The organism is Pseudomonas agarici (assembly GCF_900109755.1).
In the GTDB taxonomy this organism is placed as follows: domain Bacteria; phylum Pseudomonadota; class Gammaproteobacteria; order Pseudomonadales; family Pseudomonadaceae; genus Aquipseudomonas; species Aquipseudomonas agarici.
Window position 1 is genome coordinate 1 of the sequence record NZ_FOAR01000023.1, and the last position, 17,314, is coordinate 17,314.

Sequence of the window (17,314 nt, forward strand, 5' to 3'; positions counted from 1 at the left end):
GTGATCAACCAGATCAAGATCGAAAACCCGCACCTGTGGGATGCCGAGATGAAGGAAGAAGCCACCCAGATGATCCTGCAGGGCACCCAACTGGAAATCGAATACGCCCGCGACACCATGCCACGCGGCGTACTGGGCATGAACGCGGCGATGATGGAGGACTACCTCAAGTTCATCGCCAACCGTCGCTTGAGCCAAATCGGCTTGAAGGAAGAATATCCGGGCACCACTAACCCGTTCCCCTGGATGAGCGAGATCATGGACTTGAAGAAAGAGAAGAACTTCTTCGAGACCCGCGTGATCGAGTATCAGACCGGTGGCGCGTTGAGCTGGGATTGATGTTGCCGTGTCCATTTGTCACTGTCGAACTTAACTCTAAAACTGCGACACCCTCGGACCAGTAAAGCAGTTGTATTTTCTTCGCAACTGCATACTGGGCATTAGCATAAAAATTTCTTGCTTTTTGCCCTTCAAGAATCGGACCGGTAATACTCAGCCATAAAATCTACAAACGCCCGAACCTTGGGAGGTAAATGGCGAGCATGAGGATAGACCGCATAGTAATGGCGTACACCAAGGGTATATTCCGGAAGAATTCTGACTAGCCTACCAACTTTTAGATCATCTTGAACGGTGGCCAATGTGAAGGACGCAATGCCCGCGCCGGCAAGCGCGGACGCGTGCAGCGCGGTGACGGTATCGGAACGAAATCCGTTGTCGTGAACAACGGTTATCGGTGGCCCCGTCTCGGACTCAAGCAACCACTGACGGGACGTTCCGTAGCTCAAAATCCGGTGATCACCTAATTCCGCAGTGCTACGCGGTAAACCGAACTTACCCACATAGGCGCCGGAAGCCACCAGTACCATCGGCGATACGCTCAACAAACGCGCGACCAGGCTACTATCGACCAAAGGCCCGCAAATGCGTAAGGCGACATCGAAGCGCCCAGCGATCAGATCGACTAATAGATCAGAGCAGGACAAATCAATTTGAATATCCGGAAAACGCTGCTGAAAAGCCGGTAACCAACTGGCCAGATCGAGTGTGCCAACAACCAGAGGTGCCGTGATACGCAGCACCCCTGAAGGTCGGTCTTGCTCATTGGTAACGGCTTGGGCCGCGGTATCGACGCGCTCAAGAATATCCACACAAGCGGCGTAATATTTTTCGCCAGCCGAGGTAAGACTTAGACGACGTGTATTTCGACTTATCAGGCGCACGCCCAATGTTTTCTCCAATTGTTGCAATTGACGCGACACCGAAGAATGACTGGTATCCATTCGTTGAGCCGCGGCCGAAAAGCCTTGGGATTCAACGATGCAACGAAAGGTGTACATAGCGAGTATCTGATTCATCGAATAATCTACCGCACTGGTAGTTTCAAGATCTGCGCGGTGGTCATCACGTCGCCAAAGGCATCTTCGACTGCCGCCAGTGCAGCGTCGTGCAACGAATCTTTGTCAACGGATTCGCCATTGGCACGAGTAATGGCGCGAGTAGCCGACGCATCGGAAGCAACCAGGACATGGTAACCCAACGGGGCAGCGTCACGCGCGGCGCCAGCGACACAAGCGTGAGTCATCAGGCCGCTGATAATCAGCGTATTAATTCCGGCTTTTTTCAAGCGGCTGTCCAGATCGGTACTGCCAAAAACACTGACGGTGGTCTTCTGAAGCAGGGTATCCTGGGCACGTGACTGCATGTCTGGATGGAGTTTAACCGTTTCGCCATCAAGGGCGAACACAGCGGAACCTGCCGGGGCAACGTGCTGGACACGATAGACCGGGATCTTGTTGTTATCGGCAAATTTTATCAACTCGCGGGTATTGGCCAGCGCCGCGAGGCCATCGAGAATCGGCATTTTGCCAGTGAAGTATTCGTTTTGGAAATCGATTACAACCAGAGCAGATTTTCCTGCCTCCAGTTGCCTGATCGGCTCCGCACCCGACATCGCCCGGATGGTCGGGTGATCGCTAGCAGAAGCGACGGTGTTAGCAACTATGCCAGAAAACGCACAAGCAGCCATCAGTCGACGGGTAAACCTTTGCATGAGTACTTCCTTCTTCAGTTGGATAAGTCAACGAAATACTAAGCAAATGACACCCGCTCGCACACAGGGCAGATTGTAGATGTCTTGTGCTGTTTATGCACAGATGCTGGCGTCGGCATTGAGGAGGCCGATAGTCATGCTGGATCGCCGCCATGGCCCCTCCTTCAACGCCCCGGTTCTGCTCGCGGACTCTGCATTCAAAATGCGCAGCCTGATCTGGAATCCACTGCGCGATGCCGCCATGTTCCGCCATGGGCGTCGCGCCACGGCGGAACTATCTCTGACTCGACACTTGTTGGCTCTATATACCTGCCGTCCTTCTGATCGGCGGACAGGACACCAGCGGAGCTCACGAAAACTGGCCGGTATCCTACCTCCCATGCCTGGTGGCGACTCACTGCAACCGGCGCCACAGCATTTACACGAATTTAAACACCCGAAAAATTCTTAATGAGAACATCGCCACCATCCAGTGCAAAGGGAGCAGCATCAGAACCCAATGGATTCGAATTTTTAATCGGCGAGGTTGACACAACCTCCATATCCTTCAAATTCACCCAAGCTCTGCTTATTTCCCTAACCTCAACTTTCTTAGCGTCCCTTTTTGCCGAAGTATAAAATACATAGGCGTTTGGATAATCAACCATCAAAGTAGATGGCGAGGACTTGATGTCATTATTAAATGATTTCAATTTATGTTTACTGATATATTTTCCAAAACCGTCTATTTTTGCGCATAACATTTCGCCCGTTTTCTCCTTTGAATGATAAAACACATAAAATGTGGTAAATCCACGGTCATCTCCCGTACTTAGGACACTAGGACTATGTTGCATCTCAATTTCAGAATAAACCTCCAAGGAGCTTTCATCAATTTTCATTTTTTCGAGGTCATCTATTCTCAAACTACACATCAAATTTGACTTGTTTCTAAAAAATAACCGGCCAATATATTTTTTAGATTCGGGCTTATACCTTACAGATATAGAGGGATAGCCATCTAATTGAACATGATCCCTGGAAACTGTTACAGTGTTTAACGGCTCTATTTTTTCAGAATTATAATCAAAAGAATATTGCGACCAGGAAATCTGCCCCTTACTTTCCTGATAAAACAAGTGAAGATGCTCATTAGTTAAATACGGGATAACGCTTTCTTCCGAGGTTATACTCAGATCTACTCCCGCTATATTCCAGCGTAGATTTTGAAGATAAATCTTGCACCCTGTTATTCCGAGATAATTATTTGTCCTAAGCAACATGTAAATACTTTCGTTTTCCTTATCAAAAAAGGCGGTTGGATTGGCACCAAATGGATAGCTATCGTCCAACTGTTCAAATGGCTTGTATGTATCCGTTGTCGAAGGAGTCCAACCGGCTCCGTCCGGATAGCCTTTTTCAAAAACAGAGTAATCCGGCTTATTCACATCGAGCCGTTGCGATGACCGGAAAAATACATATTGATAGCCCATCAGCCATTTCCCCTGCGCAATATTTAAAATTTTTCATTTATTTTATGAACATGAAATACTTTCCATGCAAATATAATTTATAGGCGCTATCCAGATTTAAAAACTATTATTATTCATAGAAACATCAGCGAGGGTGCCGACGTTCGGCGTGAATCGGCTCGCCCGTAACGCTGTGAGGACGACCAGTATGATATCGATATTAAAGCTTCGACTCATTAAACAATGGAGAGCAGGTCAAACCGAAAAATGTAGCGCGCCAGAAAACTGATAAAAATCATAACTCACAGCAAAAAAGACAGTGCTAATTTTTATGCACAACATTCAAACAAAATATTTTTTGCGACTTCTATCCCCTCAACATAGTTATGCAGTTCAACCTAGACGAAAGCATCAGCTTTCCTCTCAAAACTGATATTGCAACAATGCTAATGGGAGCAACCGGCTCATTGTGCGCAATACGGGACATGACGACCTCACCCAGAGGAAATTACAATAATGAAATATTATTCAGATCTGGCACGATATATATACCCGGTATTCCAATATTATGAATCAGCCAGGTTGTGCCCCGAAATCGTCCCTCTCAGGGACTCAGCCGATGCGGACCTGCTTCGTGTCTACCAAAGAATTACAGAATACGTAGCTGATCAAAAAGTGACTTTTAAATTTAGTGCCTCACCATTTTTCAACGCACTGTCAACGTTGGACGAAACACTAAATAAACTCTGGCATCGTGATTATATCTATGCATCCGACAATCTGATAGATGCGATAAAACAGGCGAATGTAGTCATAGGAAAACAGCAAAAATACTTCGTCGGCCCCACATCAAAAAATATAATAAAAAGCTCAAAAGCCGGCGTTACCGCCATTGATAATATGCGAAAACTGATGGATATAAACGACTTGGAGTCATCCATCAACGACATTTACGCCAAGCTCAAGTCACTGAGAATCAGGACTATGGCTGACTTAACCCCATTGCAAAACGAATTGAACAGGCTGAGCCTCTCATTTAGTGACGACGATAGCTTTGACACCATGCAGACAGCGCTTAAAACTTACACACAAGCTATTGAAACGGAAGAAAGGAATTTAGCCTCTGCAGAAAAATCGTTGATAAATGGTTCATTACTGCTGACTGGAGCGGCAGTTGCAGGAGGATTGGTTTATTGCTTAATCAGTTATGGAAAAACAGCGCTTACTGCTGGCGCTTATGTTCCGGTCGCACTCGCCTGTACTGCAGCCACGATAAACGCCGGCATGGATGTGTACAATGTAGTAACGGCGGTGGATACACTAAACACAGCAGTAGCCAACTACAATGATTTCGTTAGAAACATTGCTAACGAACCTTTTATTTTGTATATAGCAATCAATGGATGGCTTGAAACAGCAAATCGGGTAATCAGGAATCTCGATAGATTTAAAGATCTGCTAGATGTCTACATCAGCTACTTTAATGAAAACTCAGAATCTGTTGAAAGCTATATGAACAGCGTCAACAAGCTTATTACAGCCAGGGAAGAAAAATGGCTCTCGGCAGCTGACATCAAGTCTTTGGAAAACAGCTTTTCCAACATTAAAAATAATTTTAAATTCGACAACTTGAAGATAACATACACTATTACCAAAGACAGCATGGTATGTTTTAAGGTATTGGCCGCAAAGGAATATCACACATTGACATAATCGCCAGCGAGTCTGTTGCAAATGGCAATGACTGACCCTCTCTGGAAATTATCATGTACGCATGGAGATAAGTAAAAACTATTGACACAAGGAAATCATAAGCGATTTTATGCCATGACCAACAATTTACTTGGCAAGTGCATCTAGTAAGCGACCGTAAATATCTAGACGAACAAAATTGAGCGAGAAACTTACAAAGCATTCCTCAATAGGGCTTTGAATATAGATGCCGCATAACTAATATCGAGCACACACAATCGTCTATTCAGCAATTAAAGAAGACCTACTTATCCGTTCACCACTATTTCGGAGGTTCTTCCACCATGCGCGGACATCCGTATGAAGCGTTCTTCTTATACCTCTGTACCAAGCGCACGACCGCGTTGCTAATAGTCACATTGCTGATGACCCTGTTGTTCACCACCACGGCTTCCGCCGCGCAGACGATTGCTGGGATGGCACCGTGTCCGGCAACTAGTGGCACTTCTTATGCGGGCAAAAATCTGACCAACTACAACTTCAGCAGCCTGCCCGCTGGGTCGCTCATAGGCGCGGACTTCACCAATACCACTCTCAAGGGCGCGATATTTGCCGATCAGGATCTCACCGGAGCCAGTTTCCGAGGTGCGGACTTAGGTCTTAGCGACAAGGGTAACGTGGTCTTCTCCGGCGCGACACTGACCAATACCTGCTTTATCGGTGCACTGATGAACAAAACCGATTTCAGCTATGCCAACCTCAACTGCACTGACTTCTCCTACGTCGGGCTGGTGCAAGCCCAATTCGGTCCCAGGCAGAAAATTTTCGCCAACCCCTATTGCCGAACAAAATTCGTCGGCAGCGTCATCGACATCAACGCTATCACCCCGGACAATTGGGGCCGTGTTGACTTCACCAACGCCAGTTTCCGGAATCTCAACCCAGACGATTTTTCGCTGGCCGGCCAGAACCTCACCGGCGCAATGCTGGCAGGCACCGACCTCACTAATATCGATTTCAACGGGGCCAATCTGACCCTGGTCGACTTCACCGGCACCACGCTTAATTATGCCCAATTGACCGCCACCGCGCTCAATGGCGCTAAACTGGTCAATGCGCAATTGCATGATGCCAAACTCGACTGCGCACTGCTCTCTGGCACTTCCGGCCAGCTCGACACTTACGGTACGCCTTGTCCGGCGGTGCCGGGCACAACCGCTCCCGACGCTATCGCAGACCTCACGAACGCCAATCTGAAGTCAGCTATCCTCAACAAAGCAGTATTCGATAAAGTGAAACTGACGGGTGCCAACCTGGTGGGCGTCAGTGCGATTCAGGCCACCTTTCGCAAAGCCTTTCTGGAGGCAACCGGCGAGCTTCCGGCGGCTAGCATAGCCGGTGCCAATCTCACCAAGGCCAACTTCCAGAACGCGCACATCAATAACGTCACTTTCAACAACTCCGTCCTCACCGATGCTCGATTCGACCAGGGCACGACGTTGAATGGTACCGACTTTTCGGGCTCCATCATGCCGGGCACTACCTTTGACGGTGCCGTGCTAGAGAGCGTGAACTTCAGTTCGACGATTCTTCAAAACGCGCAATTCACCGACGCCACGATCAAGGCCACGCCCAATGGCGGCTCGACAGTCAACTTCTTTTGCTCGCAGCTGGGCGGCAGCAACTTCAAGAACGCGACGGTAACGGACAGCAACTTCCAAGCCGCTGTGATGCCGTCAGGCGTGATACCGAAAGGCGCGTGTTGCCCTCAACCAGGTGGCAAGACCTGGTGCGGTAACGTCGACATCACTCAGCAGGCCTATGGCGATGTCGACTATCCGGTGCTAAAGGCCCCGGTCACCTGCCCCAATGGCGATTTTGCCCAATGCAGTGGGACGCAATGGACAATCGACGAATGGCGGACCAATCTGTGCACCGCCAACCACGGCACCCAAACGGTTTGGTCCAAGCCCGACTGTGACAAGCCAATGGGCGAGCAGGTAAAGTTCAACGATGCCAACCTGAAGGCCTGCATCTTAGGCATGTTTTCAGAGAAATTGTCATCGATCAGCATCACTACTGCCGCGACGGTGCCGGAGATCAGTTGCCCAGGCAACGGCATCACCGATCTGACCGGCCTGGAGCACTTCACCGGACTGACCAGACTGAACCTGAGTGACAACCAGATCACCCAGTTCCAGTTCAAAGAGCCGTTCAAACAGCTCAAGACACTCAATCTGAGCAATAACCAACTCACCACGCTGGACGTCACGGAGCTGGCTAACCTGGTCAACCTGGACGTATCCAACAACCAACTACAGTCCATCATTGGCTTGGTGAATCTGGATCCGGTCGTGTTGGATCTTTCCTCCAACCATTTCACCAGTTTCGACCTGGCAATCCTCGACAGCGTTGTCTTTGCCGACTTGTCGAATAATCACCTTACCAGCGTACTCGACGGTTACAACAAAGACCTGTCGCGACTCACCTCGCTGGCTTATCTGGACCTTTCCTACAACTCAATCATCACCCTCGGCGATGCCAAGTCGATCGCGCAAAGCGGTTCGCTGACGTCGCTCTACCTGGCCTGCAATCCGACGTTCGACTGCGCCAGCCTCGATCTCACAGGCACATCTACCGCCTTGCAGACAAGCCAGTGTGCATTGTTCAACCCGCAAAAAACGCAATGGATCACGCAACCGAATCCTTCATGCGCCACCTTGGAGCCGAGGCGTTACCCCATAGAGCGCTCACACCAATAGCCAGCGAGCACGTTATGTCTCGTCCGGCATTGCAGTCCTTCGGCTCGCCCCCTGACTCCCATGGAGAGAAGTCATGCATACAGAAGAAACGAAAATATGGATGAAGGCCGTCTATCATGCCGACCTGCGCGATGCGCTCGCCAATGAGGATTATTGGCTTCAGGCAGGCGGGCGCCGGTATCCGTTGATAGCCCATACCGACGAGACACGTGCCATGGCCAAGGCCAGCAACGCCAGGTTGGCGGCCACACCGGACGAATGCCTTACTCACTACACGCGTGACGCCGTCGACCTACCGGCAGACTGCGTCATACGAGTCCACATCAAGCACACACTGCGCACGCGGCCCCAAGCCAAGAGTCAGGTGGGGCTGGGCAACGTCGCCATCCATGTGCCGCCACCGCAAGCGCTTAACGGAGCACACGCCACTGCCGAAACGGCCTTCCACGCAACTATCAACTACCCGTCCACCGCCAAGGCGCTGATATTTCACCATCCGGACCTGATCAACGCCGATCCGGCGCTGACAGCAACCATCTACAACTATATGGACAACGACCAAGCCATCAGTGACCAATTTCAGACACTAGCGCTTGAGATGCGGCAGATGGGCCCGCCTGGCGAGGAGTCGGGCTGGGCCACCCTGGTGCCATTTACACCGCCAAAGAGCGCAGGGAAAGGCTGCGACGGTCACGCTACTTACTACATATCGCAGCCCACAGAGCAAATCGTCATCTCCGCCGGTGCGGTGGCCACAGCCTTGATGAAGGCCACCAAGAATGACATGACACTGAAAAATAAGAAGTGGACCCTGCAGCCGGGCACATCGGTACAGGATTGCGCGACCGAGGAACAGACGATGCGGCTGGCGGTCCGGATTGACCTCGATCAGGCGGACGATTGGCAGGCAACGCTAGGCAGCACCGGCACCGCGTATGGCTTGCAGACCTCGATACAGGTGTTGGACTCAGCCCGGCGCCAGCTTCGGTTGACGATGAGCAACACCTATGTTCGTTACCTGGGGGCCTACATCCGATTCTTCGACGCCAAGGGTAACGCCATCAGCGTAGCGGATTGGAAAATCGATAATCCTGACATGACCTACAATGCGCTGCGAGGCCTGAACATCGACTACGACGACCTGCGCTGGCTCGGCTATATAGGACCGGTGAACAACGTAATGGCCGTGCCGATCCTATCCGATCCGGGTGTGCTGCAAGTCACCCTGACCTTTCCCGAGGACGCGGTAAGCGCCGCGATCTATGGCTCTGGTTTAGGCACAGGCTCCGACGCATGGCCGAAGTCGCCTATTGTGGGCGGCGTCATGACCGGCTGCGTTAATCTCGCCGTGCCTGCGTTCATGCTCGGCTTTGCCACGGCGATGCAGGCCTGCAAGCCGCTGTATCACTTTGTCAACGGGCTGATGTCGGACGCCAAGTTCCTCAGCGCGGTGATCGGCGGCGGATTAGCCTACTATGGCACGCAATTCGGCACGAGTGCCGCCAATAAGCAAATGAACTGGCATGCCTTCTCTTCACTGGCGAAAGTGCTGTTCGATCCGGCCGCCACCAAACTCCTGGCATGGATCGAGGCTGAAATGGTGGGTGAGGAACTGGTCGACGAGATCCCCTTCGCAGGCTGGATCATCGCCGCCATCAATGTCGTCACCGGCATCGCCCAGATAGCTGAGACGATCGTGGAAGTGGCCACCTCGCCGTGGAACATTGCGAACTCGATTTCGACCTCGATCACCACCACGGTGAAGGTCCACCCCGACCCTCGACACCAGGCATTTCCACAGCCTCCGGCAGGCAGTAAGGCCAGTCTGAAGGTTAAAGTCATCTATCAAAACCAGTTGCGGGCGACCGTGATAGCTACCGTACCGGTGCCCACGAGTACCCCTCCCATATTGGCCGCGGTTTTCCCAAACAACACACTGGGCGGCCAAGTTAAGTTCGAAGCCGATTACTACATCGACACCTGGCTGGCTGGCAAAGCGACCACGGGTGTGGTGAACAACGATGAGGCCGACGCCAGCGATATTGAGATGTTCCTGGTGCAATATCCGGTGCCGCTGAGCGAAAAATCGGTCTATGAACATAGCGCCTTGCTGACGTATCAGAACGCTACTTACGTTTGGCAATCCACAGGCAAGGCACCCACGGCCACGATCACCGACGCCAACACCAGCAGCGATGGCAATGCAATTTCCATCTGGTCCGGGCTCACCTTGAGCCAGCGCTACGGCGCAGTGGGTACGGCCTGGAAGGCAGCTGGCATGGGTATCACTTCCTTGTCCAGTGGACTGGGTGGCCAATTATTCGCCATGCAGAACACCAATATCCCAGGCACACCGATGGACGACCTGCAATTTCCGGCCTACGGCCTGGACGCGCAGACCCTGTTGGTCTATGACCCCTATCCTCCCAAGTTCTTGATGCAGGATGGCAACTGGATACTCGGTCCAGACGGTCATCCACTACCGGACCCAAATGACCAGCCTTTGGGTGAGTATTACGTCGACCCGCGCAAGGCCAACAACGATCCCTTAAAGGACGGCGGCTTCCACCTACGCAAGGTCACGCTGTCGTCACCGACTCCGTTCGACATGGGTAACAACCTACTCAGCTACGGCCGCTTCCAACTCCAGCCCGACTCCATCGCGCTACACCCCTCAGGTTTCGTCATCGCCGTGAGTACGCAACCTGCGAAAATTCAGATAGGCCAATTGGTCCCGGCCGGGGCGGCCGACGCGGACGTACCAATGGCCCGCATCCATGCCGGTCTGGCGCGAACGGTCGACCGGCCGGGGCTGCTGTTCCATCCCGTGGCAGTGAGTTGCGCTTACGACGGCACAGTGCTGGTGCTGGAAGACACCAAGTCTTTCGATGACCAGGGCGTGGTCCTCGCCCGCGTGCAGGCTTTCGACCTCAATGGCAATCCGGTGAGCCGCTTTTTTGACGGAGGGGGCTTACCCACTTCGTTTCTGAACCTGTCCACCACGGGCGACAACACCTACTTGGACATCTGCGCGATCGGCGATCAGCACATGACCTACCTCTACATCCTGTACTACGCGGGGGACGGTTCACAGGTCAGCGACTACCACATGGCCATCTATCAATATGGCACGTCGGCACCGACCACCAATCCACTGGTGACTACCGATGGCTTGGCGGCTGCTCGTCTGGCAGTTGATATGTGGCATACGCTCTACGCGCTGAACTACGCGATGGTGACTGACGGCCAGGGCAAACCAGCAGGCCCGAAGAACGCGACCACGGGTCCTAACGGCCGCACTGTACCCTCGATCAGTGAATGGCTGCCGCCGGTTCCCCAATGATCTGACACTTCTGGAGATCACCATGGTCGACAAACGTAGACAGGCAATGCACGGTCTCGCCCTGGCCCTGACCTCGTTCACCGCCGCTGCGCTCTCCGAGTCGCCAGCGCAGGCGCCGACATCCTGCGGTGGTTCGCCTCTGACCTGTCCATTCAGCACCCTCACCGGCGTCGACTGGTCGGGTCGGGACCTGACCAATGCCAACCTGCAAGGTGCCGACCTCACCCAGGCCAACCTCAGCGGTGCGAACCTCAGCGGCGCCGAACTCGCCGGTGCCAAGCTCATCAACGCCAACCTGAGCAACGCCATACTTAAGCGGAGCGGCAAGGGCGATGCCGACCTTTCCGGCGCCAATCTCCAGGGCGCCAATTTGACCGGCGCGAAGATAGACGGCACTGACCTGGAATACACCGATCTGGGGGGGGCGGATTTCTCCACCACCGACCTTAGCCGGGCACGCCTCGGACCGACGCTCCACACGGGCCTTTACGCCGGGCGCAAGACGCTCTTGCGCAACACCCTCCTGCCCGCCAACCTGGCGCTGGATCCTGCTACCAGCGACAGCACCGACGCACGCTTCGCCACTGTGGCGGACCCAGCGGTAACGAAGACAACCTGGGAGGTCGATTGCGGCTCGTCGGATCTCAGCCAACTGACCAACGTGGTCTACGTCACCCCTGCCGGTATTGACAGCAACAGCTGCGGCACGTCGCTGGAGGCGGCCTGCGCCACAATCGAACAGGCCCTCGGCAACTGTCAGGCGAGCGGCTGCGGCGTGCTGGTCGGCTACGGCGAGTATCAGCAAACCACCTCGCTGGCGGTGCGCGACGGCGTCAATCTCTACGGAGGTTGTGTGCGCACGGACCAGAGCAGCGACGGTCTGCGCTCGTTGATCAAGGCGCCGCCAAACGGTGTGCCGGCCATGACGGCGACCTACATCGACTCGGCCACACAGGTAGAGAATTTCAAAATATTTGCCAGCCCTGCGACGTCGACGGGGGGCGCGGCGAGCATCGCCTTGCAGGTCAAATACAGTGAGCAACTCGCCATCGTCAACTCGGAAATCTACGCGGCGCCCGGGTCTCCTGGCGACAAAGGTTGCGACAGCTGCAAGACAGATAGCAGCGGCGTAGCACTATGCAGCGGCTTGGGTTTGCCCTCGTTGGACATGCTGGGGAGCTTCACCGATACCCTCTGGAGCGGCAGTCGCGGTGGGGATGGCCGTGCGGGTTACGACGTTCACCGCTATATCAGCCGAGGCGGTGGCGGTGGGCAGCAGGGGGGCGGTTCATTTGCCGTGCTCCTGACCAATACCGCGGTTCATATCGGCAACAGTCGCATCGTCGGCGCAAGCGGTGGAAAAGGCGGGGACGGCGGCAACGGCGCAACCAACCCTTTGCACAATACGGGTAGCGGCGCGGGCGGTAATGGCGGGCCGACCGTGGGCTTGGCCTCAGCCGGCAATGTCCAACTCTCTACCGACCCAGATGTCGTGTTTTACCTTGGCAGCCACGGGCCTGGAGGCAGTGCCGGCACTATCCAAGGTAAATATTATGATGCCCTCTGCGTGGCCCGAGGCGAAGGTACTCCTGGGTGGGCCTATGAGCAGAAGGGATTTTGAGGGGAAACAACCAGGCAGAGCGAGTGGTTAAAGACTTTTTTGTACCGATGACCAGGGCCATTCGACCGCCCCGAATAACGCGACGAGAGGCCCGATGACCGCGCCGTATTCTCGATCAGTCGCTGGCTTGCGACGACTCCTCAACAACGATACGCCACATCAGGAGATCACCATGGCCCTCAAACTTCAACCGGCAATGCACGGTCTGCTCCTGGCGCTGACGTCATTCGCCGCCGCTGCACTCTCCGCATCGCCAGCGCCGGCACCCTGCGGCGGTTCGCCGCTGACCTGTCCATTCAGCACCCTCACCGGTGTCGACTGGTCGGGTCGAGACCTGACCAATGCCAACTTGTTGGGTGCCGATCTCACCAATGCCAACCTCAGCGGCGCGAACCTCAGTGGCGCCGAACTCGCCGGTGCCAATCTCACCAATGTTAACCTGAGCAACGCCATACTTAAGCCAAGCAGCAAGGGCTATGCCGACCTCTCAAGGGCCAATCTCCAGGGGGCCAATTTGACCGGCGCGAAGATGGACGGCACCGACCTGGAATACACCGACCTAGGGGGAACGGATTTCTCCGCCACCGACCTTAGCCGGGTGCGCTTCGGACCGACGTTACACACGGGCTTTTACGCCGGCCGCAAGACCCTCTTGCGCAACAGCCTCCTGCCCGCCAACCTGGCGCTGGATCCTGCTACCAGCGATATCACCGACGCGCGCTTTGCCGCCGTGGTGACCCCAACGGTAACGAAGGCAGCCTGGGAGGCCGACTGCGGCTCGTCGGATCTCAGCCAACTGACCAACGCGGTCTACGTCACCCCCGCCGGCACTGACAGCGACAGTTGCGGCGCGTCGCTGGAGGCGGCCTGCGCCACGATCGAACAGGCCCTCGGCAACTGTCAGGCGAGCGGCTGCGGCGTACTGGTCGGCTACGGCGAGTATCAACAAACCACCTCGCTGACGGTGCGTGACGGCGTCAGTCTCTACGGAGGCTGTGCGCACACAGGCCAGGCCAGCGACGGCCTGCGTTCCTTAATCAAGGCGCCGCCAAACGGTGTGTCGGCCATAACGGCCATCAATATCAAATCGGCCACGCAGATAGAGAACTTCAAAATATTTGCCAGCCCCGGGGCGTCGACGGGTGGTGCGGCGAGCGTCGCCTTGCAGGTCAAATACAGTGAGCAACTCGCCATCGTCAATTCGGAAATCTACGCGGCGCCTGGCGCCACTGGCGACAAAGGTTGCGACGGTTGCAATATAGGTAACAATGACCAACCAATGTGCGGTGGCATGGGCTTGCCCTCGGTGGACATGATAGGGAGCTTTACTAGTACCCTTTGGAGCGGGAGCCGTGGTGGGGGCGGCCGTGCGGGTTACAACGGTTATCGCGGTGTCAGCGGAGGCGGTGGCGGTGGGCAGCAGGGGGGCGGTTCATTTGCCGTGATTCTGGCCAATACCGCCGTTCATATGAGCAGCAGCCGTATCGTCGGCGCAATCGGCGGAACAGGCGGCAACGGCGGCAACGGCGCAACCAACCCTTTGCACAATACGGGTAGCGGTGCGGGGGGTAATGGTGGGCTGACCGTGGGCGTAGTCTCAATCGGCAATGTGCAGTTCTCTGCCGACCCAGATGTCGTATTTTACTTTGGCGGCCATGGGCCTGGAGGCATTGCCGGCATTTTCCAAGGTGAGTCTTATGATGCCCACTGCGTGGGAGTGGCCGAAGGTAGTCTTGGGTGGACCTATGACCAGAAGGGATTCTGAAGGGATTCTGAAGGGAAACAACCAAGCAGAGCGAGTGGTTCAGAGTTTTTTGTACCAATGACCAGGGCAATCCGACTGGCCCGAAGAACGCGATAAGCAAATTTCGATCAACCCCAGATTCGAGCCGCATTGTAACATGCACATAAGATTTGACGTGCCGAATTCATATTGACCCCTTGATCGCATTGGATTATTTAGCATCATTCACCGAAAATATATAAAGCCAACTGGATTTATCGATTTCATCTATAAAATTTAACAACCAGAGTGACGAATTCATTCGATTAAGCCGAAACACGCTCTACCAACTTATAATAATAGTCAACCTATTCGACGTGTTTGAGTCATTATCCTTCTACGACGTCGCCGGCTTATGTATTCCAAAACCAGTATGTCATCGGTGTGGCTCTAATCGAAATTTCGGAAACTCAACCAGTCAAGATTTTTCACGAGGCATTTAGAGGTGGGGTATGGGTACAATTTCTCGACATCTCTAAATTCTGACCGCATAGCTGCCCCTTTTTCTTCATATGTTCCCTAATTCCTTCGATCACATCTTTTCGATAGGATCGGTTGTAATATTGCGGAATGGCATTAGCAATTATTTTAAACGCTCCACATGAATAAAATATTGTAGAAAGAGCGACAGGGTCACACATGGCACCGATAGACAAATGGTGTTCATAGCGAGAAGTAAAGTTTATATAGAGCCATCACTCAAATTAGCGACAATATCTTGACAAAACCGACATCACACCCATGATCAACGGATGATAAATTACTCCCACCATCCTTTTTTTATTGTCAAAGATTTCATTTTTAAGCTCTCTTCCTTTAACTTTGGCATTTTTTATTGGTATCAATGGAAGCTTGGATAAGTTGCTTTATATCGTCATAATAAAATGAACTGATTTTCTTATCGACATACTCGATTGACAGGTAAATTCTCTCTGGACACTCTACATCTAAAGCACTGAAATCATTTGCGATATTTTTTAGCCTATCAAAAGCTTTAAATAGGTCAACTAAATTCAGTAGTTATGATAAATAAAATTTTTATCTATTACTTTTACTAGTTATCTAATCTATTTCAGAGTTTTGAAGAATTCTGCCTCAGTGCTTTCAAAGGCTGTCCCACCTACACCCTCGCTCCACCGCACTCTTACCCTCGTCCACGCCTAAGTAGAGACTGCAAAATTTGCAGTAGCGCTTGTCGGATCAAACGGTTGGTAACCGTGGGAATACTCAACTCGCGTTCGCTGCCATCAGGCTGAGGAATGACCACGCGTCGTACCGGACTGGGACGATAGGTTGCGCTTCACTTCGTTCGCTGTGGTCAGCTTACGGTCGGACGTTCACTTACCAGATTGCGCCTATGCTGGGCGCACCGAAAAAAGGCAAGCCTTTCGGGCCTGCCTGTATAATTGGAGCAAGGACTTAGTTACACTACAGCAACGTTGCATATGATATCCACAGCCCCTCAGATAGTGGGTACTAAATCAATATCTACCTCCTTCAAAATTTTGTCATAACGTCGATCTATTATTTCGTCTGTATTTCTATGTCCCTTGCCGCCTCAAGCCACTCTCTGGAGTAGTACCCAAGAGCTCTTTCTGACGAGTCTCATAAGCGTTGCCACACCGAATAGCTTCGTCGCTCTTGAGTTGGTCGAACATCACTTCAGTTGCCAGAAAACTAAAACCAACCACTGATAAATCCAACAACTTTATTGAAGGTATCCTTAATCTTGCTGAACACCTCACCAACCCACTTCATGATATTTTTTGCCAAATCCATGATAAAAGTTTTGACTGTATTCAGAACCTCATTGAATTTACCACCGAAGGCCTCCATAAAACCAACGACAGCACTGGCGCTTTCTGGATGATTCTCAATTTCAACAATAGCTTCGTCATACATTTTATCGATATGCTCTTCAGCATTTTTTTTATCTTTTTCTCTAAGTTTATCCAGCTTCTTCTTATACTCATCGACATTTGATGAACCACTATTTTTAAACTCCGTTGTAGCTACTGTAAGCCCACGCTGAGAATCTTCGGCATGTGCTCCGCCTTTACCCTTGGCCGAGGCTTGCAAAAGTACCACGGAAGGTTCTGTTAGCTCTTTTTGCCCTCCCTTGATTGCAGAAGCATGTAAACTCCTAAGATGTTCTGAAGGCGTTGTTTTTGTAGCACTTTCCTCACGAACACATTTCTTATGATGAGCACGCATTTCATTAAGCAGCTCGATATACGAATTTATTGTTGCAGCAGTCATCATGACACTCCTTTAATATGATCGGGGCATTCATTATGCCTCACCTGGAAGGTTATATAACCATCCCACCTAAATAACTATTATATTTAACAGTTTATTAACGCAAAAAATAAAACAAGCAATTACGGTGAAGTTTTTAGACTGTTTTTTTATTGAAACCGAATACAAAAAAACCAATGACAATAACCTCCGAGAGGAGGAGTGTCGGACTTTTATTAAATATGGAATGAGCTGTACAACGATGGTAGCTAAAAATAATTGCTAATGATAGGCGGCCTTATCGAACGGCAACGGAGGCTTTCGCTTGCCTCGTCGCCCCGGCCAGATGGGTGTTTAAATCACTATAGAAA

General features: G+C 52.3%; 10 protein-coding genes and 1 pseudogene. 6 read left to right on the forward strand and 5 right to left on the reverse strand.

What is annotated here, in order from left to right; translation table 11 throughout:
- A partial coding sequence (locus BMX68_RS19020; RefSeq protein WP_032873688.1) for a ribonucleotide-diphosphate reductase subunit beta occupies positions 1-339 on the forward strand: 339 nt, incomplete at its 5' end.
- A 131-nt stretch (positions 340-470) separates the two neighbouring features.
- On the opposite strand, the gene BMX68_RS19025 is transcribed toward BMX68_RS19020, so the two are convergent.
- The 3 genes from BMX68_RS19025 to BMX68_RS19035 all read right to left on the reverse strand — a co-directional run bounded on the left by BMX68_RS19025 (position 471) and on the right by BMX68_RS19035 (position 3,525).
- Positions 471-1,358, reverse strand: a complete 888-nt coding sequence (locus BMX68_RS19025; RefSeq protein ID WP_017134428.1) for a LysR family transcriptional regulator — start codon at positions 1,356-1,358, stop codon at positions 471-473.
- 8 nt (positions 1,359-1,366) lie between these two features.
- The gene (locus BMX68_RS19030) at positions 1,367-2,053 is read right to left on the reverse strand and encodes a cysteine hydrolase family protein (protein ID WP_026013475.1); all 687 of its coding nucleotides are present in this window, start codon (positions 2,051-2,053) and stop codon (positions 1,367-1,369) included.
- 428 nt (positions 2,054-2,481) lie between these two features.
- Positions 2,482-3,525: a hypothetical protein gene (locus BMX68_RS19035; RefSeq protein ID WP_060783918.1), complete on the reverse strand. Its 1,044-nt coding sequence runs from the start codon at positions 3,523-3,525 to the stop codon at positions 2,482-2,484.
- Positions 3,526-4,020: 495 nt separating this feature from the next.
- Between BMX68_RS19035 and BMX68_RS19040 the strand changes: the two genes are divergently transcribed.
- The 5 genes from BMX68_RS19040 to BMX68_RS19060 all read left to right on the forward strand — a co-directional run bounded on the left by BMX68_RS19040 (position 4,021) and on the right by BMX68_RS19060 (position 14,687).
- Entirely contained in the window at positions 4,021-5,217 is a 1,197-nt protein-coding gene (locus BMX68_RS19040) for a hypothetical protein (protein ID WP_074862495.1), read from the forward strand.
- A gap of 323 nt (positions 5,218-5,540) precedes the next feature.
- A complete protein-coding gene (locus tag BMX68_RS19045) occupies positions 5,541-7,958 on the forward strand; it encodes a pentapeptide repeat-containing protein (protein ID WP_017134424.1) in 2,418 nt (805 codons plus the stop codon).
- 73 nt (positions 7,959-8,031) lie between these two features.
- Complete coding sequence (locus tag BMX68_RS19050; protein WP_211208536.1) at positions 8,032-11,301, forward strand: hypothetical protein; 3,270 nt, start codon at positions 8,032-8,034, stop codon at positions 11,299-11,301.
- Positions 11,302-11,323: 22 nt separating this feature from the next.
- Positions 11,324-12,922 (forward strand): pentapeptide repeat-containing protein, encoded by a 1,599-nt coding sequence (locus BMX68_RS19055; RefSeq protein ID WP_060783914.1) that lies wholly within the window; start codon positions 11,324-11,326, stop codon positions 12,920-12,922.
- Positions 12,923-13,094: 172 nt separating this feature from the next.
- Positions 13,095-14,687, forward strand: coding sequence for a pentapeptide repeat-containing protein (locus tag BMX68_RS19060; protein WP_074862498.1), 1,593 nt, complete (start codon positions 13,095-13,097; stop codon positions 14,685-14,687).
- Between the two features lie 1,180 nt (positions 14,688-15,867).
- Here BMX68_RS19060 and BMX68_RS26455 read toward each other — a convergent pair.
- Positions 15,868-16,005: pseudogene (locus BMX68_RS26455) on the reverse strand (group II intron reverse transcriptase/maturase); the annotation flags it as partial.
- 377 nt (positions 16,006-16,382) lie between these two features.
- Positions 16,383-16,967, reverse strand: coding sequence for a hypothetical protein (locus tag BMX68_RS19065; RefSeq protein WP_017134419.1), 585 nt, complete (start codon positions 16,965-16,967; stop codon positions 16,383-16,385).
- Positions 16,968-17,314 lie beyond the last annotated feature (347 nt).